This is a genomic window from Mesorhizobium sp. M0243, assembly GCF_040321775.1.
Taxonomy (GTDB): Bacteria; Pseudomonadota; Alphaproteobacteria; order Rhizobiales; family Rhizobiaceae; genus Mesorhizobium.
Window position 1 is genome coordinate 46,410 of record NZ_JAMYSF010000003.1, and the last position, 23,105, is coordinate 69,514.

Annotated in this window: 18 protein-coding genes and 1 tRNA gene; 11 read left to right on the top strand and 8 right to left on the bottom strand. The window is 62.7% G+C overall.

Features of this window, described 5'->3' with window-relative positions; translation table 11 throughout:
- Positions 1-297: 297 nt before the first annotated feature.
- Positions 298-2,550, bottom strand: coding sequence for a DNA topoisomerase IV subunit A (parC, locus tag NKJ11_RS04385; protein WP_023810202.1), 2,253 nt, complete (start codon positions 2,548-2,550; stop codon positions 298-300).
- On the opposite strand from parC, the gene NKJ11_RS04390 reads away from it, so the two are divergent.
- A complete protein-coding gene (locus NKJ11_RS04390) occupies positions 2,506-2,775 on the top strand; it encodes a hypothetical protein (protein ID WP_164893083.1) in 270 nt (89 codons plus the stop codon). The genes parC and NKJ11_RS04390 overlap by 45 nt on opposite strands.
- 102 nt (positions 2,776-2,877) lie before the next feature.
- Positions 2,878-4,068, top strand: coding sequence for an aq_1923 C-terminal domain (locus tag NKJ11_RS04395; protein WP_127267503.1), 1,191 nt, complete (start codon positions 2,878-2,880; stop codon positions 4,066-4,068).
- Between the two features lie 112 nt (positions 4,069-4,180).
- Here NKJ11_RS04395 and aspS read toward each other — a convergent pair whose 3' ends face one another.
- Both aspS and NKJ11_RS04405 read right to left on the bottom strand, forming a co-directional pair.
- Positions 4,181-5,971: an aspartate--tRNA ligase gene (aspS, locus tag NKJ11_RS04400; protein ID WP_352678591.1), complete on the bottom strand. Its 1,791-nt coding sequence runs from the start codon at positions 5,969-5,971 to the stop codon at positions 4,181-4,183.
- 147 nt (positions 5,972-6,118) lie between these two features.
- Positions 6,119-6,985 carry a LysR substrate-binding domain-containing protein gene (locus tag NKJ11_RS04405; RefSeq protein ID WP_352442527.1) on the bottom strand — a complete coding sequence of 289 codons (867 nt, stop codon included), beginning with the start codon at positions 6,983-6,985 and terminating at the stop codon, positions 6,119-6,121.
- 106 nt (positions 6,986-7,091) lie between these two features.
- On the opposite strand from NKJ11_RS04405, the gene NKJ11_RS04410 reads away from it, so the two are divergent.
- From NKJ11_RS04410 to rnd, 3 genes are all read left to right on the top strand, one after another.
- Complete coding sequence (locus NKJ11_RS04410; protein WP_352678502.1) at positions 7,092-7,994, top strand: DMT family transporter; 903 nt, start codon at positions 7,092-7,094, stop codon at positions 7,992-7,994.
- Between the two features lie 133 nt (positions 7,995-8,127).
- Positions 8,128-9,369: an MFS transporter gene (locus NKJ11_RS04415; protein ID WP_352792757.1), complete on the top strand. Its 1,242-nt coding sequence runs from the start codon at positions 8,128-8,130 to the stop codon at positions 9,367-9,369.
- Between the two features lie 78 nt (positions 9,370-9,447).
- Positions 9,448-10,599, top strand: a complete 1,152-nt coding sequence (rnd, locus tag NKJ11_RS04420; RefSeq protein WP_023810193.1) for a ribonuclease D — start codon at positions 9,448-9,450, stop codon at positions 10,597-10,599.
- A gap of 51 nt (positions 10,600-10,650) precedes the next feature.
- Here the strand turns inward: rnd and NKJ11_RS04425 are convergent, their stop codons facing one another.
- From NKJ11_RS04425 to guaB, 3 genes are read right to left on the bottom strand one after another with little or no spacing between them, the layout of a single operon-like run.
- A complete protein-coding gene (locus NKJ11_RS04425) occupies positions 10,651-11,070 on the bottom strand; it encodes an MAPEG family protein (protein WP_023810192.1) in 420 nt (139 codons plus the stop codon).
- A gap of 37 nt (positions 11,071-11,107) precedes the next feature.
- Positions 11,108-11,731 carry a hypothetical protein gene (locus NKJ11_RS04430; protein WP_352792758.1) on the bottom strand — a complete coding sequence of 208 codons (624 nt, stop codon included), beginning with the start codon at positions 11,729-11,731 and terminating at the stop codon, positions 11,108-11,110.
- Complete coding sequence (gene guaB / locus NKJ11_RS04435; RefSeq protein ID WP_023810190.1) at positions 11,682-13,184, bottom strand: IMP dehydrogenase; 1,503 nt, start codon at positions 13,182-13,184, stop codon at positions 11,682-11,684. Before guaB ends, NKJ11_RS04430 begins: the two co-directional genes overlap by 50 nt.
- A gap of 305 nt (positions 13,185-13,489) precedes the next feature.
- Between guaB and NKJ11_RS04440 the strand changes: the two genes are divergently transcribed.
- Entirely contained in the window at positions 13,490-14,911 is a 1,422-nt protein-coding gene (locus tag NKJ11_RS04440; RefSeq protein WP_352792759.1) for an MFS transporter, read from the top strand.
- 11 nt (positions 14,912-14,922) lie between these two features.
- Here NKJ11_RS04440 and NKJ11_RS04445 read toward each other — a convergent pair whose 3' ends face one another.
- Both NKJ11_RS04445 and NKJ11_RS04450 read right to left on the bottom strand, forming a co-directional pair.
- On the bottom strand, positions 14,923-15,720 hold the full coding sequence (locus NKJ11_RS04445) for an RlmE family RNA methyltransferase (protein ID WP_352442521.1): 798 nt from the start codon (positions 15,718-15,720) through the stop codon (positions 14,923-14,925).
- Positions 15,721-15,949: 229 nt separating this feature from the next.
- On the bottom strand, positions 15,950-17,308 hold the full coding sequence (locus NKJ11_RS04450) for a Ppx/GppA phosphatase family protein (protein WP_128305101.1): 1,359 nt from the start codon (positions 17,306-17,308) through the stop codon (positions 15,950-15,952).
- A 393-nt stretch (positions 17,309-17,701) separates the two neighbouring features.
- On the opposite strand from NKJ11_RS04450, the gene NKJ11_RS04455 reads away from it, so the two are divergent.
- The 5 genes from NKJ11_RS04455 to NKJ11_RS04475 all read left to right on the top strand — a co-directional run bounded on the left by NKJ11_RS04455 (position 17,702) and on the right by NKJ11_RS04475 (position 23,045).
- On the top strand, positions 17,702-18,634 hold the full coding sequence (locus tag NKJ11_RS04455; protein ID WP_023810186.1) for a lysylphosphatidylglycerol synthase domain-containing protein: 933 nt from the start codon (positions 17,702-17,704) through the stop codon (positions 18,632-18,634).
- Positions 18,635-18,810: 176 nt separating this feature from the next.
- Positions 18,811-18,884 (top strand) — tRNA-Gln (locus NKJ11_RS04460).
- Positions 18,885-19,098: 214 nt separating this feature from the next.
- The gene (locus tag NKJ11_RS04465) at positions 19,099-19,701 is read left to right on the top strand and encodes a hypothetical protein (RefSeq protein WP_023810185.1); all 603 of its coding nucleotides are present in this window, start codon (positions 19,099-19,101) and stop codon (positions 19,699-19,701) included.
- A gap of 70 nt (positions 19,702-19,771) precedes the next feature.
- A complete protein-coding gene (locus NKJ11_RS04470) occupies positions 19,772-21,451 on the top strand; it encodes a hypothetical protein (RefSeq protein ID WP_352792760.1) in 1,680 nt (559 codons plus the stop codon).
- A gap of 442 nt (positions 21,452-21,893) precedes the next feature.
- Complete coding sequence (locus NKJ11_RS04475) at positions 21,894-23,045, top strand: L,D-transpeptidase family protein (RefSeq protein WP_352611676.1); 1,152 nt, start codon at positions 21,894-21,896, stop codon at positions 23,043-23,045.
- The last annotated feature ends 60 nt before the right edge of the window (positions 23,046-23,105 follow it).

The window sequence follows — 23,105 nt, forward strand, 5'->3', positions numbered from 1 at the left end:
CCCCTCCTGTCTATGCACTGATATAGTGCAGCAATCGTGACGATAGTCCAAATGGTGATGGAGTTGCGCGCGCCATTGGCGTCGCCGCGGGCCAGCACCCCCCTCTGTCCTGCCGGACATCTCCCCCGCAAGGAGGGAGATTGGCTGTCATGTCGGCTTTCGCAAATCGCCAACATTGGAAAGCGGGCAGAAAGGGCGAAGCTTCCGATCTCCCCCTTGCGGGGGAGATGTCCGGCAGGACAGAGGGGGGTGTGAAGGATTGCTAGCGCCTGAGATTTTCAAACCTGAAAACTGCCGCTACCCAAATTTCCCCGTCCTCGGGAATCCCTTCGGCACCATGCGTCCGGCTGAGGCGCGGGCGCCGATCCACTCAGTCAGTTCCTCACGCGACCGGATGAAAGTGCGGTCGGCCGAATCCTGCCAGGATAGGCCGGTCTCCAGCGTGAACGGCTTGAGGTCGAGAAGGCCGCCATCCTTGTATTTCTGCAGCCGCACGCCCTTGCCGCGGCCCATTTCCGGAATCTCGGAGAGCGCGAACACCAGCATCTTGCGGTTCTCGCCGACGATGGCGAGATGGTCACCGGTGACCGGGATGCAGCGCTTGGCTTCGTCCGGCGCCTTGACGTTCATCACCTGCTTGCCCTTGCGGGTGTTGGCGACGACTTCCTCCTCCGGCACGATGAAACCGTTGGCGTCGTGCGAGGCCAGCAGCAGCTTGCGCTTTGGGTCGTGAACGAAGGCGGTGACGATGTCCTGGTCATTGTCCATGTCGACGATGATGCGGATCGGCTCGCCATGGCCTCGCCCGCCAGGCAGCCGGTCGGCGCCGATGGTGTAGAATTTGCCGCCGGTGGTGAAGACCAGCACCTTGTCGGTGGTCTGGGCATGGAAGGCGAGCTTGAGGCTGTCGCCCTCCTTGAAGGTCAGCGTCGAGAGATCGGCCAGATGCCCCTTCATCGCCCGCAGCCAGCCCTTTTCCGAGACGACGACGGTGACCGGCTCGCGCTCGATCATGGCATGGGCGATGTCGGTCAGATCATGCTCGGGCGCGTCGGCGAACTGGGTGCGGCGCTTGCCGAGTTCGGTCTCCGGACCGAACTTGTCGCGGATGTTGGTGACTTCCCATTTGATCGTCGCCCACTGCTTCTCGTTCGAAGCAAGCAGTGCCTCGATCTGCTTCTTCTCGGCGCTCAGTCCGTCGAATTCCTTGCGGATCTCGAATTCTTCCAGCTTGCGCAGAGCGCGCAGCCGCATGTTGAGGATGGCTTCGGCCTGGGTGTCGGTGAGCGACCAACGGGCCATCATGACCTGCTTTGGCTCATCCTCCTCGCGGATGATCCTGATCACCTCGTCGATGTTGAGGTAGGCGATCAGGTAACCGGCAAGGATTTCCAGGCGCCGTTCGATCTCACCGAGGCGGTGTTTCGAGCGGCGGACCAAAACGTCGCGGCGATGCTCGAGCCATTCCTGCAGCACGCCCTTCAGCGACAGCACATTGGGCACCTTACCGCGCGACAGCACATTCATGTTGAGCGGGAAGCGGCTTTCGAGTTCGGTGAGCTTGAACAGCGATTCCATCAGGATGCCGGGGTCGACCGAACGGCTCTTCGGCACCAGCACGACGCGGATGTCCTCGGCGCTTTCGTCCCTGATGTCCTCGAGCAGCGGCAGCTTGCGCGCCATCAGCAGCTCGGCGATCTTCTCGATCAGCCGCGCCTTCTGCACGCCATAGGGAATTTCGGTGACGACGATGCTCCAGGTACCCCTGCCCTGGTCCTCCTGGAACCACTTCGAGCGCACGCGAAAGCCACCGCGGCCGGTTTCGTAGGCTTCGAGGATCGAGGCGCGGCTGTCGACGATGATACCGCCGGTCGGGAAATCCGGCCCCTGGACAAAGTCCATCAGCTTCGCCACCGGCGCGTCCCGGTTTTCGATCAGGTGAAGTGCGGCATCGCAAAGCTCCGCGGCGTTGTGGGGCGGGATCGATGTCGCCATGCCCACCGCGATGCCGGACGAGCCGTTGGCCAGCAGATTCGGAAAGGCGCCGGGCAAAACCACCGGCTCCTCGTCTTCTTCATTGTAGGTCGGCCGATAATCGACGGCATCCTCGGTGATGCCGGACAACAGTTCGGTCGCCACATCGGTCATGCGCGCTTCGGTGTAGCGCATGGCGGCGGCGTTATCACCGTCGATGTTGCCGAAATTGCCCTGCCCGTCGACCAGGGGATAGCGCATCGAAAAATCCTGCGCCAACCGCACCAGCGCGTCATAGATCGACTGGTCGCCATGCGGGTGGAACTTGCCCATCACCTCGCCGACGATGCGGGCGCATTTGGCAAAGCCCTGGTCAGGGTTGAGCCGCAGCAGGCGCATGGCGTGCATGATGCGGCGATGGACCGGCTTCAGTCCGTCGCGCACGTCGGGCAGCGCCCGGTGCATGATGGTCGACAGCGCATAGGCGAGATAGCGCTCTTCCAGCGCCTTCTTCAGATCGACCGGCTCGATATGATCGCCACCGCCATTTTCAGGCGGCAAAAGCCTTTTTCCCATGGGCTCGGACTAGCCGAGCGGGTGATTCGCGGCAAGAGCCCGACAGAGATACCGGCCCTTCTGCAACATGAAACCGCACCGCGGGGGATGTCGGCCAACATCAGGCTGTTACATGCGGGTTCTATGGCCAAGCGTGACGATATCCGGCTATCGGCTCTTCATGACAAATTCACCGGTTTGCGCAAAGACGGCGGGATCAGGTTTGCCTTTCACCGCGATTTTTGACCATTGTGCCGGGACACGCCTTTTTCCGGTCCAGTTCGTCACGGAATGGTGATGGCGCAAATAATTGAAAAACAATTTCAGGACACTCTCAGGGACCTTGCGATGACAATCAAACGCTCAACTCTTAGGAAATTAGCCCTTTCGACCTTCTTGCTCACGCTGCCGCTGAATGCGGCCCTCGCACAGGATACGGCAGTGGCCGACCGGCTGAAGGCCGCGCTTGTCGCACAAGGTGTCGACATCACCTGGACCGGCGTGACCGGCGACAACACCAGCATGGTGCTGCAGGGCGTTGCCATCAAACCGGCGGCGGAGAAGGAAGCGCTTCCCATCGGCGACGTCAAACTCGAAGGTGTGACCGAGGCAAATGGCGGCTATGACATCGCCACCGTATCGACGGCTGCCTTCACACACAGCAAGGACGGCGTCACCCTCGACCTCAGCCCCTTCGTCATCCATGACATGACAGTTCCGGCCGACGGCGCCACCGGCCCGCTCGGCTCGCTGATGATGTACAAGTCCGCCGAACTCTCGAACATGACCGTCAAGGTCGCCGACAAGACCGCCTTCTCGATGGACGGGCTTGCCATCGAAATCACGCCGCCGGCGGACGGCAAGGCAATGGAATTCACCGCCACCACGGAGAAATTCAACGCCGACCTGACGCTGGTGGACGATCCCAAGTCCAAGGAAGTCATCAACGCGCTCGGCTACCAGAACATCGCGGGCAATCTCGAAATGGCCGGCACCTGGCAGCCCACGGACGGCAAGATGGAACTGTCGAAATACGACATCTCGGTCGAGAATGCCGGCACGCTCGGCATGACCTTCAATCTCGGCGGCTACACGCTGGATTTTATCAAGTCGCTGCAGGAAATGCAGAAGAAGATGGCGGCACAGCCTGAAGGCGCCGACAATTCGGCGCAAGGCATGGCCATGCTCGGCCTGTTGCAGCAGCTTTCGTTCAACAGCGCCTCGATCCGCTTCGACGACGATTCGCTGACCAACAAGGTTCTGGACTATGTCGGCAAGCAGCAAGGCATGTCCGGCAAGGACATCGCCAACCAGGCCAAGGCGATCGTGCCGTTCGGCATGGCGCAACTCAACAATCCGGAACTGACGGCGCAGGTTACGGCCGCGGTCAGCAAATTCCTCGACGATCCGAAGAGCCTCGAAATCTCGGCCGAGCCGCCGGCATCCGTGCCGTTCGCACTGATCATGGCGGGCGCCATGTCCAACCCGCTCGACCTGCCGAAGACGCTCGGCGTCACCGTCAAGGCCAACGAAGACTGATCGAAGCGATCTCAATATGCGAAAAGCCCGGCATGCCGGGCTTTTTTTGTCGGGATTAGCGAATCGAAAGAATCGGTTCGGGCGGTTCCTTAAAGCATTGCCCGAAGCGCGATCAGGCGTCCTTCTTGGGCACGGCAACGCGCAGCGCCAGGTCGCGAAGCTGCTGCGGGCTCGCTTCCGACGGTGCGTTCATCAACAGATCGTAGGCCTGCTGGTTCATCGGGAACATGGTGATCTCACGCAGGTTCTTGGCGCCGAGCAGCAGCATGACGACGCGGTCGACACCGGCGGCCATGCCGCCATGCGGCGGCGCGCCATACTGGAAGGCACGATAGAGGCCGCCGAAGCGCTCCTCGACCGTGGCGCGATCCAGCCCGACCGTCTCGAACGCCTTGACCATGGTTTCGGGCAGATGGTTGCGGATACCGCCGCTGGCGATCTCGAACCCGTTGCAGACCATGTCGTATTGGAACGCCTTGATGCCGAGCAGGTCCTCGCCATTCAGCGCATCGATGCCACCTTGCGGCATCGAGAACGGGTTGTGGGCGAAGTCAATCTTCTTCTCTTCCTCGTTCCATTCGAAGAACGGAAAGTCGACGATCCAGCACAGTTCGAAACGCTCGCGATCGACCAGGTTCAGCTCCTCGCCGGCACGGGTGCGCGCAGCCCCCGCAAAAGAGACGAACTTCTTCGGGTCGCCTGCAACGAAGAAGGCGGCGTCGCCATCGGCAAGGCCGAGTTGAAGGCGGATCGCCTCCGTGCGCTCCTCGCCGATGTTCTTGGCGAGTGGGCCGGCGCCTTCGAGCTTGTCGCCCTCCTTGCGCCAGAAGATATAGCCGAGGCCCGGCTGGCCCTCGCCCTGCGCCCAGGAATTCATGCGGTCGCAGAAGGCGCGGCTGCCGCCGGTCTTGGCCGGAATGCCCCACACCTCGGCCTTCGGATCGTTGGCCAGGATGTTGGCGAACACCTTGAAGCCGGAATCGCGAAAATGGGCGGAAACGGCCTGCATCTCGATCGGGTTGCGCAGGTCCGGCTTGTCGGAACCGTATTTGCGCATGGCGACATCATAGGGAATGCGCTGGAAATTCTGCGTCACCGGCTTGCCGTTGGCGAAGGTCTCGAAGACCCCGCGCATGACAGGTTCCATGGTCGACAGCACGTCGTCCTGCTCGACGAAGCTCATTTCAAGGTCAAGTTGGTAGAATTCGCCGGGCAGACGATCGGCGCGCGGGTCCTCGTCGCGGAAGCAGGGCGCGATCTGGAAGTAGCGGTCGAAGCCCGACACCATGATCAGCTGCTTATATTGCTGCGGCGCCTGCGGCAGCGCGTAGAAGGTGCCGGGATGGATGCGCGACGGCACCAGGAAGTCGCGCGCGCCTTCCGGCGACGAGGCAGTCAGGATCGGCGTCGAGAATTCGGTGAAGCCGACCTCGCCCATGCGCTTGCGCATCTCGGCGATGATTTTTGTCCGCGCAATGATGTTCTTGTGCAGCGTCTCGCGGCGCAGGTCGAGGAAGCGGTATTTCAGCCTGATATCCTCGGGATAATCCGGCTCACCGAACACCGGCAGCGGCAATTCCTTGGCCGCCGACAGCACTTCGATCTCGCGGGCGAAAATCTCGATCTCCCCGGTCGGCAGGTTCGCGTTCGTGGTGTCGGGCAAGCGAGCCTTGACCTCGCCGTCGACGCGGATGACCCACTCGCCGCGCACGGTTTCGGCGACCTTGAAGGCAGGCGAATCCGGATCGGCAACGATCTGGGTCAAGCCATAATTGTCGCGCAGGTCGATGAAGAGCAGGCCGCCATGATCGCGCACGCGATGCACCCAGCCCGACAGGCGAACGGTCGAGCCGACGTCGCTCTTCCTCAACTGGGCACAGGTATGGCTGCGGTAACGGTGCATTGTCATTGGTAAAGTCCGGGGTGCTCTAGTTGCCGGCCGAGGCATCACGGCCCGGCCCTGAAAATTTGCGCGAAAAGCGCATGGGAGGCCGGATTTGTCAAGGCAAGCGGCCCGTGTTGGTATCTTGGTTCCGCTTTCCCAGGCGACCTATGAGCCCAGTGCCGATAGCCGAAGACGCTGGGCAAGGTGCTCGACGACCAATGCAGCGCTGGCGGACGACGTTGCGGCATGATGAAGGCGAATTTCCGCCCCCGGCAGCGGGGGCACATGCCGGCCGGGATGGACATCTCGCAGGCCAGGCGCAAGCATGCTGCCTTTGACCACGGTGACCGCCAGTCCCTGTTCGACAATTGCCTCCGTGGCTGAAAGGCTTGGACTGACATAGGCCAAACGCCATGGCCGGCCTGCCTTGTCGAGCGCCTCAATGGCCCAGGAGCGAAACAGGCAATCGGGGCTCGACAGAGCGACCGGCAACGGATCGAGTTCCTCGACGGCTCGCGTCGCCGCCGCCGCCCAAATCGCCCTTTCGCGGCATATCAGATCCCCCTCGGTTGTGCCTTCCGGGTGCATGGCGATGACGGCGTCGAAGGACGACCCAAGCCGTTTCAGGAGCCGGGCGGTGAGACCGATCTCCATTTCGACCTGCACCAACGGAAATCGCTCGGCGATGCCAGAAAGGAGGCGCGGCAGGATCTTGGTGCCATAATCTTCCATGACCCCGATGCGAACCTGTCCGGCCACCTGCTGACCGGAAACACGCGCAATCGCCTGCTCATTGAGAGCAAGTATGCGGCGGGCATCGATCAGAAAGCCCTCCCCGGCGGCGGTGAGTTCAACGCGGGCTGTCGAGCGCCGGAACAAGATGGTCTCGATGCGCTCCTCAAGACGTTTCACCTGCAAGCTGACGGCCGCCTGCGTTCTATTGAGCTGCTCGGCGGCTCGCGTGAACGAGAGGCGCTCGGCAACGACGACGAAGGCCCGCAGAAGGTCCGGATCGAGATTCGGGATGCTCATAGTGGAATGTTATCAAACTCATTGAGCTTATTCGATTCCTTATGGCCCGCCTGCCCGATATCGCTGGTTCAGAGTTGGCAAGGTCAGGGCCATGGAAATCACAGGAGTGCTCGCCGCGATTCTCTCCAGCGCTTTTGGGGGCACCGCCGTTGGCGCAACGCGATATCTCGCGGGCACGCTCGATCCTCTCGCTATCGGTGCGGTCCGGTTCGGCGGCGGCTTTCTGGTTTTGGCCGCCGTAGCTCTCTGGCGACGAGACAGGTGGCCGCCGAAGAGCGACTGGCTCGGCATTGGTGCATTGGGTCTGCTGTTCTTCGGGCTGTTTCCGGTGCTCTTCAATGGAGCCCTTGTCTACACAACGGCCGCGCGAGGTGCGCTTGCGCTTTCGACACTGCCTCTGCTCACAATGCTTGCCGCGGCAGTTCTGAGGATCGAGCCGCCGACCATCCGCAAGATCGTCGGTGTCCTGATCGCAATGGCAGGGGTGGCCGTAGCGCTCGGCACGAGCCTGACGACTGCTCCCCCAGATGCCTGGCGCGGAGATCTCCTCATGGTCGCGGCCGCTTTCTGCATGGCGCTCTACAACGTCTGGTCGAGACCATTTCTATCCCGCACCGCGCCAATCCCGTTCGTGGCGTTTGGCATGGGCGTGGGCGCGGTCTGCCTATCGGTCCTGGTGGTTTCGAACGGAGGCTTCGCGCGACTTGCCACTCTCAGCGCACCTCAGTGGATCGCGAGCGCATATCTGGCCATAATTTGCGGCGCCTTCATTTTCTTCCTCTGGGCATTCGCGCTCGAGCGCGCGTCGCCGACACTGGTTGCCGTCTCCGTTGCGGTTAATCCGGTGACGGCATCGATCTTCGGTGTCGTCTTCCTGGGCGAACAGGTAAGCGCGAACCTGATTGTCGGGCTGGTGGCAGTCCTCGCAGGAATAGGCATCGCAACGGGAGCAGCCGAGCGGCTCAGCCTGTGGCCCGACGATCGGCAGTCACGTCGCCGGCAGCCTTGAGCACTGACCAAGCAAAACGCGGAAACGAATCCAGGCGAATACAGCGATCATCCCTGTTGGCGCAGGGAATTGCTGCTGGCGTTGGCCAGGGTGATGGTTCAAGAAGGGATCACCGACACGTGATCGCCTCTTCATGTCCTCCATCCGCCCGATGATCCCGCTCCTTCTCGCCGCCGGCATTTTGCTCGGCGGCAATGGGCTGCAGAGCACGCTGATCGCGCTGCGCGGCGCGCAGGAAGGGTTTTCGGCTTCCGACATCGGCCTGATGGGCACCTTCTACTTCGCCGGCTTCCTGCTCGGCTGCCTGGCCATCACCCGCATCATGAAGGCGGTCGGCCATATCAGGGCGTTTTCGGCGCTGGCGGCAATCGCCTCGGTCGGCACCTTGCTTCTGGTGCTGGTCATCGATCCGGTGATGTGGTGCGCGGTGCGCCTTGCCGGCGGCTTCTGTTTCGCCGGGCTGTTCACCATCGTCGAAAGCTGGCTGAATTCCGGCGTCGGCAATCACGACCGGGCACGCGTGCTGGCGATCTACCGGATGGTCGACATCGGTTCGGTGACATCAGCGCAGTTCCTGATCCCGATCTTCGGCGCTGGCGGTTTCGCCATCTTCGCCATCATGTCGATGATGATCACCTTGTCGCTGGTGCCGGTGTCGCTCGGCGACCGCTCCAACCCGGCGCCACCCGAAGAGGTCAAGCTCGACCTGGCGCGCGTCTGGCGGATTTCGCCGCTGGGCTGCTTCGGCTGCATCGCCGTCGGCGTCACCAACAGCGCCTTTCGCACCCTGTCGCCGGTCTATGCCGAGCAGATCGGCATGTCGGTCGCCGATGTCGTCACCTTCGTCAGCGTCGGCATTTTCGGCGGCGCCATCATCCAGTATCCGCTGGGTTACCTCTCCGACCGCTGGGACCGGCGCCGGGTGCTGCTGATGACGACGTGCTGCGCGATGTTCTCGGCGCTGGCGCTGGTGTTCATCGCCGGCAGCAATCCGGCGCTCAACTTCATCTTCATCTTCATCTTCGGCTGTTTCGCCATGCCGCTCTATTCGCTGTCGGCGGCGCATTCCAACGACCGCGCCGACACGGGCGAGTTCGTGCTGATCAACGCGGCGCTGATGCTGTTCTATTCCTTCGGCGCGATTGGCGGCCCGTTTGCCGCCTCGACGGCAATGCAGTATTTCGGACCGGGCGCCCTGTTTGTATTCAGCGCGGTGGTCTATGCGATCTTCATCGCCGTCATCCTTTACCGCATGCAGGCCCGGTCTGGCGTGCCTGCAGGCAGGCGCGGCCGCTTCACCGCGCTCCTGCGCACTTCGACGGTTTTCGCGCGGCTGGCCAGGAGAAACGACGATTCCGATGGTCCGGGAACCTGATGATGGCGGTGCCAAAGCTTGACGAAAGCCCCGGCGGCTGAAATCTAGGAAGACCTTACTCCTGTCAAAAGCGATTTGATGAACGTCATCACCACCCAGAAAGAACTCGAGACCGTTCTCGCCGCTTTCGAAAAGTCGGATTTCGTCACCGTCGACACCGAATTCATTCGGGAAACGACCTTTTGGCCGATCCTGTGCCTGATCCAGATGGCCGCACCCGGCGTGACGGCGCTCATCGATCCCCTGTCGCCCGATATCGACTTGAAGCCGTTCTTCAGGCTGATGGCCAATGAAGCGGTGGTCAAAGTCTTCCACGCCGCGCGGCAGGACATCGAAATCATCGTCCACCTCGGCGATCTGGTTCCGCATCCGGTGTTCGACACGCAAGTGGCGGCGATGGTCTGCGGCTTCGGTGACAGTGTTTCCTACGATCAGCTCGTGCAGCGCATTACCGGCGCGCGGCTCGACAAGTCGTCGCGCTTCACCGACTGGCGCCACCGGCCGCTTTCCGACAAGCAACTCGACTACGCGCTGGCCGACGTCACGCATCTCATCGAGGTCTATCAGCACCTCAGCGCCGAATTGGAGCGGGAAAACCGCGCCCATTGGCTCAACGAGGAGATGGAGGTGCTGACCTCACGCGAAACCTATGATCCGCATCCCGAGGACGCCTGGAAGCGGCTGAAGATGCGGCTGCGCAAACCGCAGGAATTGGCGATCGTGCAGGGCGTTGCGGCGTGGCGTGAGCGCGAGGCGCGCGAACGCGATGTCCCGCGCGGCCGCGTGCTCAAGGACGACGCGATCTACGAGGTGGCGCAGCAGGCGCCGCGCGACACGGCAGCCCTTGGCAAGCTGCGCACGACACCGAAGGGCTGGGAGCGCTCGTCGACGGCGACGGCGCTGCTCGGCGCGGTCAACACCGCACTTGCCTTGCCCAAGGAGCAGATGCCGAAATTGCCAAAGAGTTTCCAGCCGCCCGAGGGCTCGAGCGCCGCGGCGGAACTGTTGAAGGTGCTGCTGCGGATCGTCGCCGAAAAGGAAGGCGTCGCCTCGAAGGTGCTGGCCTCCAGCGACGACATCGACCGTATCGCCGCCGAGGGCGAGGAGGCCGACGTACCGGCCCTGCAGGGTTGGCGGCGCGCGGTGTTCGGCGAGGCCGCGCTCAAGCTGGTGCGCGGCGAGATCGGCATCAAGTTCGACAAGCGCAAGATTGCGGTGTTCGATCTGTAGACGAGCATTCTTTCCTTCTCCCGCAAGCTGGGAGAAGGGAGAACTGTCTGCTCAAACCACGCCGAGCAGGTGCAGCGCGAACCAGATCCATCCCAGCAGGAGAATCACCGCACTGACGAAGAAGGACCGGCTGCGCAGCAGCAGATTGTTGCTGGTCAGGTGAACCCAGGCATGGAAATAGCGCGACGCGACGAAAATCCACATCAGCGCCAAGGTCAGATAGTTGACGCCGTTGGTCAGGTGCAGCGTCAGGCACAGCACATAGAACAGCACCGGCAATTCGAACTGGTTGGTGAGATTGGCGGCAACGGTGACGCTGGAGGCCGGCTCGCTCGAACGCACCTTGAACTGGCCGGGTTTCGCCTCGCCTGACCTGACTGCGCCGTATCTGCGGCGGCCCAGCACGCAGTAGACGATGTAGATCAGCAGCACATGCGCGAGAACGGGCCAGAAGATCGTGGTCTGGTTCATCAAGTGCCCCCTGCCCGGTTGGGCTTCGCGTGCGGCATCAGGCCTGGCGTTTCTGGCCTGCAAGCCAGAAGGCCGCAATGACGATCACCGGTATGGCGAAAAGCGCGAATTTGGTGACGGTGAGCGCCGAGGCGAAAGACAACGAGTCCGGGTTGGCCGACAGGAAATCGGACAGAAGCCGCGCCACCGCAAAGTTCTGAACGTAATGTGCAAGCGTGTAGGGAAGCACCAGGACCAACGCGAAAATCGACTGCAGCTGCGCCGGCAGCATGCGGAAAGCCTTCAATCGCCGGCCGGTGGCCAGGATGAGGCTGACCAGCGTGACCGACAACAGCGCCGGGAACAACAGATCGAAGGTCAGATAATGCCAGACGAGAATGATCTCGCCGCCGCGCCGGCCGAGCGCCGTCAGCCAGGCCATGCCTTCGTCCGGCGTAAACCCTAAAATGCGCATGTCGAGTGACGGCAAGCCGCCGCTCAACTGGCGGAAATAGAAGAATTCCAGCGCCGTCATGGCGATGAAAACCACCCCTGACAGGAAACAGAGCGCGCCTGCGTGGCGCGATAGCCGCAGGATCGTTGCCGTCAGGTTCCGCCCGAGCCCGTACTGGTCAGGCTCCGCCGGGATAGTTCGGGCTTTCGCGGGTAATCGTGACGTCATGGGCGTGGCTTTCACGAAGTCCGGCATTGGATATGCGCACAAAAGTGGCGCGCTCGCGGAAATCGGCAAGATCACGGCCACCAACATAACCCATAGCGGCTTTCAGCCCGCCTGCAAGCTGGTGCAACACTCCGGACACAGGTCCTTTGTAGGGAACCTGCCCCTCGATGCCTTCAGGGACCAGTTTCAGCGTGTCGCGCACCTCGGCCTGGAAGTAGCGATCGGCGGAGCCGCGCGCCATGGCGCCAACCGAGCCCATGCCCCGATAGGCCTTGAAGGAGCGGCCCTGGTGCAGATAGACCTCGCCAGGGCTTTCGTCGGTTCCAGCCAGCAGCGAGCCGATCATGGCGGCACTGGCGCCGGCGGCCAGCGCCTTGGCAAGATCGCCGGAATATTTGATGCCGCCATCGGCGATCACCGAGACGCCGGATTTGTGCGCCGTCTCGACAGCCGACATGATGGCGGAAAGCTGCGGCACGCCGACGCCGGCAACGATGCGGGTGGTGCAGATGGAACCCGGACCGATGCCGACCTTGACGGCGTCCGCCCCGGCGTCGATCAGCGCCTGCGTGCCCGCGGCGGTGGCGACGTTGCCGGCCAGGATGCGGACCGAGTTGGATAGTTTTTTCGCCCGCGTGACAGCGTCGAGCACGCGCTGCGAGTGGCCATGCGCGGTGTCGATCACCAGAAGGTCGACGCCGGCATCGATGAGGCGTTCGGCGCGCTCGAAACCGTCATCGCCAACGCTGGTGGCGGCGGCGGCACGCAAGCGGCCCTGCGAGTCCTTGCTGGCGTGCGGGTTGAGCTGCGACTTCTCGATGTCCTTGACGGTGATCAATCCGACGCAATTGCCCTGCCTGTCGACGACCACCAGCTTTTCGATGCGGTGCTGATGCAGAAGCCGCTTGGCCTCGTCCTGGTCGACGTTCTCCTTGACTGTGATCAGGTTGTCACGGGTCATCAGCTCATGGACCTTCTGCGCCGGATCGGACGCAAAGCGCACGTCGCGATTGGTCAGGATACCGACCAGCCGTCCGATCTTGTGGCCGCCGCTGCCGCCGTTCTCCACCACCGGAATGCCCGAGATCGAATAGCTGCGCATCAGGCCAAGCGCGTCGGCGAGCGTCGCGTCGGGGCCGATGGTGACGGGATTGACCACCATGCCGGATTCGAATTTCTTGACCTGCCGCACCTGCTCGGCCTGTTCGGCCGGCGAGAAATTACGGTGGATGACGCCAATGCCGCCGGCTTGGGCCATGGCGATGGCGAGCCGCGCCTCGGTGACGGTGTCCATCGCCGCAGAGAGGATCGGCACGTTGAGGTCGATGTCACCGGCGATGCGGGTGCGGACATCGGTCTCGCCGGGCATGACCTCGGAATGGCCGGGCTGCAGCAGCACGTCGTCAAAGGTCAGCGCCAATGCGCCGGTAGACGTTTCGATGATTTTTGCCATGGCCAGTCCCTCGATATAAACGCGGTGGGGGAATACAAAAAAGCGCTGGACCGGAATGGACAGCGCCGACTCGTTTCTTCCCTTTCAGGATTGGCGCTGGCTGGTACCACGTCCGAGCGCCGATGAAAAGCCGATGATTTCACGCTCCCGGAAAGGTGACTTTTCGGCGAAGGATGCGACCTGTGGTTGCCGGTCGCACAAAAGTGACAGCAAATTAATGCGACATGCCGGCGAAGGCATGGTAACCGCCCGCCTCAAGGCCGACATGCAACCGGCAACGCAACATTCAAGTCTGGACGCGTTCCTTGAACCGCACCATTCCGCTTATACTGGCGGTCGCCCTTTTCATGGAAAACATGGATTCGACCGTCATCGCGACATCGCTGCCGGCGATCGCCGTCGACATCCACACCAGCCCGATCGCGCTCAAGCTGGCGCTGACCGCCTATCTGGTATCGCTGGCGATCTTCATTCCGATCAGCGGCTGGATGGCAGACCGTTTCGGCGCCAAGAATATCTTTCGCGCCGCGATCGCGGTCTTCATCGTCGGGTCGATCGCTTGCGCCCTCTCCGGTTCGCTGCCGGCTTTCGTGGTGTCGCGCTTCCTGCAAGGCATCGGCGGCGCCATGATGACGCCGGTCGGGCGGCTGGTGCTGGTGCGCGCGACACCGAAAAGCGAACTCGTCGCGGCGATGTCCTGGCTGACCGTTCCGGCGCTGGTCGGACCGTTGGTGGGCCCGCCGGTCGGCGGCTTCATCACCACCTACTTCACCTGGCATTGGATTTTCCTGATCAATGTGCCGATCGGGCTGATCGGCATCTGGCTGGCGACGCGTTTCCTGCCGGAGACCGAACCCGCGCAGACCCCACCACTTGATTTCATCGGCTTCGTGCTGAGCGGGCTGGCGGCATCCGGCGTGGTGTTCGGCCTGTCGGTGGTCAGCTTGCCCTATCTGCCGCCAATCGTCGGTGTCCTCACCGTGGCGGTCGGCCTCGTATCGGGCGCGCTCTATCTGCTGCATGCGCGCCACGCCAAAAACCCGCTGCTGGCGCTCGAATTGTTCCACAACCAGGTGTTCCGCTCCTCGGTGCTTGGTGGCGGGCTGTTCCGCATCGGCATTGGTGCTGTGCAGTTCCTGCTGCCGCTGATGTTCCAGATCGGCTTTGGGCTGACGCCGTTCCAGTCCGGCATGATCACCTTCGTCTCTGCAATCGGCGCCATCGGCATGAAATTCGTCACCGCGCTGATCTTCCGCGTCGCTGGCTTCCGCCGCGTTCTGGTTGTCGGTTCACTGGTCGCCGCGGCCTCGATCGCCATCAACGGCCTGTTCACACCCGACACACCCTATCTCTTGATGCTGGCCATGCTGCTCGTCGGCGGCTTCATCCGCTCGATGTTCTTCACTGGCGTCAATGCGCTCGCCTATGCCGAGGTTTCGGCTGAAGACACCAGCAAGGCGACGCCGATTACCGCGGTCTTCCAGCAGTTGTCGGTCGCGCTCGGCGTGGCGCTGGCCGGCGGAATCCTGGAAGTATCGACGTCAATCCATGGCGGCCCGCTGTCGCTGGACGACTTCCACATTGCCTTCTTCATCGTTGCAGCGGTCTCGGCGGCGGCATCGCTATCCTTCGTCCGGCTGGCGCCCGATGCCGGCAACGCCATCTCCGGTCACGGCCGGCTGACAACACCCAAGACGCTGGAAACGGTGAGCCCGCCCGGCAATTGATGCGGCTGGCTTTACGTTTCGTCGTCCTCCGGCCCCTCGCTATGGCTCCGGGCGCTCGAGTCCTTCGGAACGTCCACTGGACGTTCCGATCCGCCTGGCGGCGGACCGGCCTCTCGCCCTTTAAAATCCTTGGCCAGCAAATAGAGCTCGACCGATTCATCCCGCGACGCCGGCGGCTTGACGTGATGCACGGAGCGGAAGTTCTTCTTGAGCATGGAGAGCAGTTCGTTTTCGGCGCCGCCCTGGAAGGTCTTGGCAAGGAAATGCCCGCCCGGCTTCAGCACCGACAGCGCGAAATCGGCTGCCACCTCGCACAGATGCATGGTGCGGATATGGTCGGTCCGCTTGTGGCCGGTGGTCGGTGCCGCCATGTCGGACAGCACGATATCGGGATCCCCGCCCAACGCCTCGGCCAGCTTTTGCGGCGCCAGCGGATCGAGGAAATCCATCAACAGCACCGGCGCGCCGGGCACGGCGTCCATTTCGAGATAATCGATGCCGATGACATGCGGCTTGTCGGCCGTCGATTTCGTCCGCGCTGCCGCGACCTGGCACCAGCCGCCGGGGGCGGCGCCGAGGTCGATGACCTTCATGCCGGGTTTCAGGAGATGATGCTTGTCGTCGATCTCGATCAGCTTGTAGGCCGCGCGCGAGCGATAGCCGTCAGCCTTGGAGCGCTGGACATAGGGATCGTTGATGTGGCGCTGCAGCCAGCGGCGCGACGATTCCTTCAGCCCGCTCTTCTTCTTGATCCGCGTCTTCAGCACACGAATGCTGGCGGACCCTGGTTTTTCCGGTTTCTTGGTCATTGCTTGATTTCTTGTCTGAGTTTTCTAGCTCGCCGAGTTGTGGCCGTTTTTCGACGTCTGCGCGTTTCGTGAACGGCTTCCCCCACTCCGTCTCGGCTTCGCCGAGCCACCTCTCCCCCCTCCGGAGGGAGAGGAAGGGTGCCGAGGCCGGCGTCCTCGCGCCTTTCCTCTCCCCCGTCGATCGGGGGAGAGGTGTCGAGCGAAGCTTGACGGAGTGGGGGTCGACTGCTCACGCTCTGCCACGGCCATCGTTGCGCCAGACGCCATCATCGGCCATCAGTTCGCTCAAAATACCTTCGCGCAGGCCACGATCGGCGACTCGCAGCCGCTCGGACGGCCACACGGCGCGGATCGCCTCGAGGATAGCACAGCCGGCCAGCACCAGATCGGCGCGATCGGCACCGATGCAAGGGTTGGCGCAGCGCTGCTGGAAATCCCAGCCAACCAGTCTTTCGACCATGCGATCGACGCTGTCGCGGTCCATCCACAGCCCATCGACACGGCGGCGATCGTAGCGCTCGAGCTCAAGGTGAACGCCGGCCAGCGTCGTCACGGTTCCGGACGTGCCCAGCAGATGGAAATTCGGGCTGGCCTTGAGATGGCTCAGCCGGTCGCGACCGTCGAAGCTGGCCAGCCGGCCGGCAACGTCGTCGACCATAGCGGCGAAGATCTCGCGCGTCACCGTGCGGCCGCCAAAGCGCTCGGCCAGCGAGACGACGCCGACCGGCAGCGACGTCCACGACACGATATGATTGGCCAGCCTTGGCGAACGGCGGCCAGCGAGGTCGATGAGCGCGATTTCCGACGAACCACCGCCAATATCGAACAGGACGACGCCTTGGGTGTCGCGCTCGACCAGCGAGCCGCAGCCGGACACCGCCAGCCGCGCCTCGGTCTGGCGGTCGATGATCTCAAGCTTCAGGCCGGCCTCGCGTTCGACACGGTCGATGAACTCGACGCCGTTTTCGGCCGTGCGGCAGGCCTCGGTGGCGATCAGCCGGGCTTTCCTGATTTTGCGGTTGCGCAATTTGTCGCCGCAGATTTTCAGCGCCTCGACCGCGCGGTCCATCGCCGGCTGGCCGAGCCGGCCATTGGCGGTTAGCCCCTCGCCCAGCCGGACGATGCGCGAAAAGGCGTCGATGACGCGGAACTGGCCATGCCGCGTCGGCACGGCGACCAACAGCCGGCAATTGTTGGTGCCGAGGTCAAGCGCCGCAAACACCGGAAGCTCCTGGACCGGCGGCCGACGGGCGCTCTGTTCCGGCCGTGGCACTACAGCGGCGGGCGAGGCCACCGATTCCGACGGTCTGTGGGACTCCGCCGCCGGGACACCGGCTTTGCCCGGCGCCGGCGATCGATTCTCCGTGGGACGTGCCTCGTCGCGCGCAAAAACCTTGCGCCCGCGCCTTCGCTTGCGCCGCTTCTTGGGCTTGCCTTTGTGGGGTGCGTCGCCCGCCTGCCCGTCCGTGGAGCGGAGCTCCGTCGGGCGGCGTTGCTGCCAGCTTGCATTCCCCGGGCCAGCCGACCGCTGGGAAGCGCTGGACACGCCCACCTCCGGCGCGCCGGCGCCGGTGTCGTGGTCTTCCACTGTCGTTCCTTCCGGCGCCGCGCGAACCTATGATGGACGCAGCAGGCGCTTCAGTGTTTTAAGTTGCCGCCAGACTAACAGCGCCGCGCCCGATCACCAAGAGCCGCGTGCCGAATTTTGCCGGCAGGCCGCAAACCGCCGTTCCGGTGCGGCCGCGTAATGAACCCGCACGCCGCAGATGCCGGCGCTACGCCTGCCGGCGTCTCTTTCGGCCGCTCACGCCGGACAAATCTTGCCGGCCACCGCTGCGACAAGGGTTCGCGGTTGAATAGCCGGCTTCGATGAGGCATTTCTGAAATGAGCGGAAGAATCCGGCACAGCCGGCCTCCCACCAGCCACGGAAAAGGAAGCGGACCCGCAACGCATGGCATTCCGGCAATGAATTGGCAGGCAATGAACTGGAGACGCTATTTCTGGCCGGTTGTCGGCATCGCCGCCGTGATCTTCTCGCTGCTGCTGCTCTGGCACGAACTGCGCGGCGTTTCACTCGACGACGTCTGGGACGGTATCACGGCCATTCCGACCCGCGGTTGGGTCCTTGCCGCGCTGTGTTCGGTCATCGCCTATGCCTCGCTTGCCGGCTACGACCACATCGCGCTCCTGCATATCGGCAAGCGCGTGTCGTGGCTGTTCGTCACGCTGTGCTCCTTCACCACCTATGCGCTGTCGCACAACATTGGCGGTTCGGTGTTTTCGGGCGCCGTCATCCGCTATCGCGCCTATGGTACCAGGGGCCTGACCGGACAGGATGTCGGCGTGCTGGTGGCGATCTGCTGGATCACCTTCGTGCTATCGACGATTCTCGCCTCTGGCCTCGTTCTGGTGTTCGAGCCAGAGGTACTCGACCGGTTTTCCGGCATCGCTCATCATGGCCTGTCGGAAGCGGCCGGTATCGCGATGCTGCTGCTCGTCGCCGCCTATGTCTTCGGCAGCTGGCTGCATCTGCGCCCGCTGAAGATCGCCAGCTTTCAGCTCCACTATCCGGCGCTGCCGATCGTCGCCCGGCAGTTGCTGATCGGCCCGATCGAACTGCTGGCCGCCGCCGCGATCATCTTCTTTGCCCTGCCAGCAGCCCACAATCCCGGTTATTTCGTCATTCTCGGCGTCTTCCTCGTCTCCTTCTCGATCGCACAGATCTCGCATGCGCCGGGCGGGCTCGGCGTGTTCGAGGTGGTGTTTCTCGCCGGCCTGTCGGACATGGATCCGGTCGGCGTGCTGGCGGCGCTGCTGGTGTTCCGGCTGTTCTACCTGATCATCCCGCTGATTCTGGGCCTGGGGGTGGTGCTGTTCTTCGAACGCTCGCAGTTCAGCCGGACGGAGCCTTGAGGCGCGGGATTGGACTGGGGGCCGCGCGCCGGCATCTGAAGAGTGGTGTCTGAAATCACCTGACGAAACCTGCCATTGAACCACAGAGCAGGCTTGACTATTTTCCGCTGGCGGCTACAAGGCAGCGCTCACAGCGGCTTGCCCGCTCGGCCCGCACGGTTCATGACCGCGCCTGCTGGGGAATAGGTTAACGGTAGACCCACGGACTCTGACTCCGTTAGTCCTGGTTCGAATCCAGGTTCCCCAGCCAAAATCCCACAAGCAAACCGATGATTTAGCACGCCAATTTGGCATCGTTTTCATCTGCATCGCTATGTCAGTTACGCACAGTACCGGGCTTTTACGGGCGCTACCCGCAGTTGCCCGCAATTGAGCCGGTCGAGATTCCCGGAGCGAAAAAGATCGTTGCCGCCGGCGCGTGCTACTCGCTAAGCTTCATGAAGGTTCCAGCACAATGCCGCGTCATGCTCACTGACAGCCAGTACATTTTCGAAAGCATCAAGGAGGGCTGCTTGACGCTCTCCGATGACGAGTTCGTCATCGACAGGCTGGTGAAGTATTTCGGCAATGGGAGGATCCGATGGCATGTCGAATTCCGTGGGCATCGCGTCGAGCTGACGACAGGCCAGCTCAAGAAGCAGCCGACCTTCCGCAGGAAGATACTCGAACAGGCTGGGGTGCTGCCGCCCCAGCGTGCCGGAACCGACTACAGGCGATGGGCACTCGATCTGAGGAAGAATGCCATCGAGCTTCCGTGGCGGGATAGGCCGGTGGACGTCGGTTTCGCCATCGACAGGCTGACCAGCCATGGCGATGAGCGCTGGACGGTCGAATACCAGGGCAAGGCCATCAAATTCACGACGACCAAACTCCGCAGGCAGGTGAGTTTCCGCAAACGCATGCTGGCCAAGGCCAAGGTGTTGCCGCCTCAGTTGGACCCGGCTGCCTATCGGAAGTGGATGGACTGGCTCATTCAAAACGCCACTGACCCGCAGCCCGGCGATGTCTTGATGACGGAAAAAAGTTGGCTCGACGACCTGCCAGAGCTAGCCGGCTGGCAAAAATGAAGCGCCGCTTAAGGACCAGCTAGCAGTGGTGGCAATATCTAGAACAACAGCCCAAACTTGAATGGAAGACATGGACCGCTTCGACCTCGGCACCTACCGCCGCCCCATCTCCACTCGCTCGGCAGAAACCCAGCGTTGGTTCGATATCGGCCTCAACTGGTGCTACGGCTTCAACCATGAGGAAGGCATCAAGTGTTTTCAGAAGGCGCTGGAGACGGATCCTGAATGTCCGATGGTGCATTGGGGCATCGCCTATGCCGCCGGACCTTTCTACAATCTGACCTGGAAGGAGCATGGCGAGGCCGAGGCCGACAGCGCGGCCAAGCGCTGCTTCGAGCATGTCCAGCTTGCGCGGGCCAATGCGGTTGCCGCCAACGAAATCGAGAAGCGGCTGATCGAGGCGTTGGCCGCCCGCTTCCAGAAGCCGCACCGGGTGAGCCCCGAGGAATTCGAACGGTGGGGTGACGCCTATGCCGCCGCGATGCGGCTTGTGTACAGCGACTTTCCCGACGACCATGATGTGATGGCACTGCTGGTCGAAGCGCTGATGATGCGCACGGTGCGGCGGCTGTGGAACCTCAAGACCGGCGCGCCGGCTCCGAATTCCGATGTCGTCGAGGCGCTCGATGTCTGCGAGCGGTCGATCCGGCTTGCCGATGAAGCCGGCGCGGCACAACATCCGGCGATCGTCCACCTGCACATTCATCTCCTGGAAATGTCCACCATGCCGGAGCGCGGCATGCGCTCGGCGGATCTGCTCGGCGAGATGTGCCCCGATGCCGGACATATGAACCACATGCCGGGGCACATCTATGTGCTGTGCGGCGAGTATGAGAAAGCCAAACGTGCCAGCGAAAAGGCGGTGCGCGCCAACGACCTCTATCTGGCCTATGCGGACGAGCCGACCTACTACTTGCTGGGCTGCTGCCACGATCTGCACCTGATGATGTTTACCTGCATGTTGTCGGGCCAGTACCAGCCTGCACTGTGGGCCGCCGACAGAGTGCGCAGCCTGGTCGCGCGCGACGTGGTCGCCATCCAGGGCCGGCCCAAACTCACGCAGACGGTGGAAGGCTACCATGCGATGAAATCGCATGTGCAAGTGCGCTTCGGCCGCTGGCAGGAGATCATCGACGAACCGGTGACCGACGATCCGGGCCTCTATGTGCTGACGGCGGCCATGCAGCACTACGCCAAGGGTGTGGCGCATGCGACGCTGGGGAATTTCGCTGAAGCCGAGCGCGAGCGCGAAGAATTCCATCGGCATCTGAAAGGCATTGCGCCCGAGCGGCGCTTCCTCAGCAACCCGGCGCAGGCTTCGCTGGCTGTCGGTGTCGCTCTGCTCGACGGCGAGCTGGCGTACCACCAGGGCCGGCATGACGAGGCCTATGGCCATTTGCGGCAGGCGGTCGAGCTTGACGACAATTTGTCCTACACCGAACCGTGGGCCTGGATGCACCCGCCGCGCCATGCGCTGGCGGCGCTGCTTCTCGACCAGAGCCACGCGCAAGAAGCAGAACAGGTCTATCGCGACGACCTGGGCCTGAGCGGCAAGGTGCAGCGCTGCGCCCAACATCCGAACAATGTCTGGGCATTGCACGGGCTGGTGGAATGCCTGAAACGGCGCGGCGAGACTGATGAATTGTCGATACTGCAGACAAGCCTTGCCGCGGCGATGGCCAAGGCGGATGTGCCGATCACCTCGTCCTGCCTGTGCAGGACGAGCGCGCAGCAAGGCTGCTGTCACTGACGCGAAGTCAGCCTGCCGCCACTGTTGCGGCCGATCGGCTCGCCAAACAATTGTCGGCCGATCGTCGTTGGCGGTGGAAATCTCGCCGCCCGGTCGTGTCACCTGCCGATCGGCCAAGGCTCCATGCCGCGTCGTTCCACGCCTTCCTCGATCAGCACCGAGCAGTCTATCTCATCGTGAAGTTGGGCGTTTGGGTCAGACGAAAGCCAGGAAGCATAGGACCTAAGCTGCTTGAGCCTGGCTGTTTTCTCAAGCCGTGCCTGGCGCTCGTCCTCGGCTGGTTGAGCCGGTCTTCTGTTCTTCTGGGCAGGAAATTGCATCCTGGCTCTCCTCGATCACCGAGCCTATGGAGACAGACGCTCAATGGGACCTTGGCCTATTGCCAACACAGGCGCTGACGAGAGTCGCCATCCATCTTGATGATGGCGGACCCTTATCAACAATGCACCCGCGCCACCGCCGGGTGCTCCTGGTCCGGGTTCGCTGCGGCGCATCGGCACTCGGCAACCGGACTCAGATGCAGGGGAATGGAACCAGATCGGCCGTGCGACGTCATAGAAGCAGGTGCTCATACAGGAGTGTGACCTCCATGATCAGGCTCGTTCTTGCCGCGGCCGCCATGCTCGTCATGGCATGCGATGCAACGGCGGCGGCAAAACTGGACGCGGCCACCGTCAACAACGCCCAATTTGACGGCAGCGAAGCGAAAGGCGTCAGTGTGACCGTGCTGAAGGCGCAAATCCTCCTGGATCGTGCACGCTTCTCGCCAGGCCTGATCGACGGCCGCCAAGCAGAGAACTTCACCCGGGCAGTCAGTGCGTTTCAAGCGGCCAACGGATTGCCTGCCGACGGCAAGCTTAGCCGCGAGACATGGGACAAGCTGGTCGCGACCTCCTCGCGCCCCGCGCTTGAGACCTACGAGTTGACGCGCAAGGATGTGCGTGGACCGTTCACCAGGCGAATTCCGGCGCGCATGGAGAGGATGGCCCGCCTGCCCCGGCTCGCCTATCACAATGCCTTGGAAAAGATGGCGGAGCGCTTCCACATCAGCGAGCAGCTGCTTGAACGGCTCAATCCCGGCATCGGCTTCAGGAAGGCGGGGCAAAAGCTGCTGGTGCCAGCTGTCGCCCGAGGTGATCCGCCGCAAGACATTGGGAACGTCGAGGTCGACAAGAGCGCTCGCCAGGTTCGCGTGCTCGACCCTTTCGGCAAAGTGCTTGCGACGTACCCCGCCTCGATCGGGAGCCAGGAGAAGCCCGCGCCGAGTGGCGAGGCAGAGGTCAAACGCGTGGTGCGCCACCCAACCTATCACTACGATCCAGAGTTTGCCTTCAAGGGGGTGAAGACCAAGCGCCCCTTCACGATCGCTGCCGGACCAAACAATCCGGTGGGATCGGTCTGGATCGATTTGTCCATCGATAGTTATGGCATTCACGGGGCGCCGGACCCAGGCAAGATCGGAAAGACCTTCTCGCATGGTTGCATCCGCCTGACCAACTGGGATGCCGAAGACCTCGCCTCCAAAGTGCAAAAAGGCACAAAGGTCGTCTTCAGGGACGAAGCGGCAGGATCGGTCGAACAAGGATCGCAGTAGGTAGGCGCTACCGGCTAACCCGCTTTCGATCGTGGGGCTGGCGTCACCGAAGGCATGGGG

What these genes read in the sequence shown, in the direction of transcription:
- NKJ11_RS04475 (WP_352611676.1), top strand. Translation starts at nt 21,894, where the DNA reads ATGCACCCGCGCCACCGCCGGGTGCTCCTGGTCCGGGTTCGCTGCGGC.
- NKJ11_RS04455 (WP_023810186.1), top strand. Translation starts at nt 17,702, where the DNA reads ATGAACTGGAGACGCTATTTCTGGCCGGTTGTCGGCATCGCCGCCGTG.
- NKJ11_RS04430 (WP_352792758.1), bottom strand. Translation starts at nt 11,731, where the DNA reads ATGACGTCACGATTACCCGCGAAAGCCCGAACTATCCCGGCGGAGCCT.
- NKJ11_RS04415 (WP_352792757.1), top strand. Translation starts at nt 8,128, where the DNA reads ATGTCCTCCATCCGCCCGATGATCCCGCTCCTTCTCGCCGCCGGCATT.
- NKJ11_RS04425 (WP_023810192.1), bottom strand. Translation starts at nt 11,070, where the DNA reads ATGAACCAGACCACGATCTTCTGGCCCGTTCTCGCGCATGTGCTGCTG.
- NKJ11_RS04395 (WP_127267503.1), top strand. Translation starts at nt 2,878, where the DNA reads ATGACAATCAAACGCTCAACTCTTAGGAAATTAGCCCTTTCGACCTTC.
- NKJ11_RS04470 (WP_352792760.1), top strand. Translation starts at nt 19,772, where the DNA reads ATGGACCGCTTCGACCTCGGCACCTACCGCCGCCCCATCTCCACTCGC.
- guaB (WP_023810190.1), bottom strand. Translation starts at nt 13,184, where the DNA reads ATGGCAAAAATCATCGAAACGTCTACCGGCGCATTGGCGCTGACCTTT.
- NKJ11_RS04465 (WP_023810185.1), top strand. Translation starts at nt 19,099, where the DNA reads ATGCTCACTGACAGCCAGTACATTTTCGAAAGCATCAAGGAGGGCTGC.
- rnd (WP_023810193.1), top strand. Translation starts at nt 9,448, where the DNA reads ATGAACGTCATCACCACCCAGAAAGAACTCGAGACCGTTCTCGCCGCT.
- aspS (WP_352678591.1), bottom strand. Translation starts at nt 5,971, where the DNA reads ATGCACCGTTACCGCAGCCATACCTGTGCCCAGTTGAGGAAGAGCGAC.
- NKJ11_RS04405 (WP_352442527.1), bottom strand. Translation starts at nt 6,985, where the DNA reads ATGAGCATCCCGAATCTCGATCCGGACCTTCTGCGGGCCTTCGTCGTC.
- NKJ11_RS04390 (WP_164893083.1), top strand. Translation starts at nt 2,506, where the DNA reads ATGATCGCCACCGCCATTTTCAGGCGGCAAAAGCCTTTTTCCCATGGG.
- NKJ11_RS04445 (WP_352442521.1), bottom strand. Translation starts at nt 15,720, where the DNA reads ATGACCAAGAAACCGGAAAAACCAGGGTCCGCCAGCATTCGTGTGCTG.
- parC (WP_023810202.1), bottom strand. Translation starts at nt 2,550, where the DNA reads ATGGGAAAAAGGCTTTTGCCGCCTGAAAATGGCGGTGGCGATCATATC.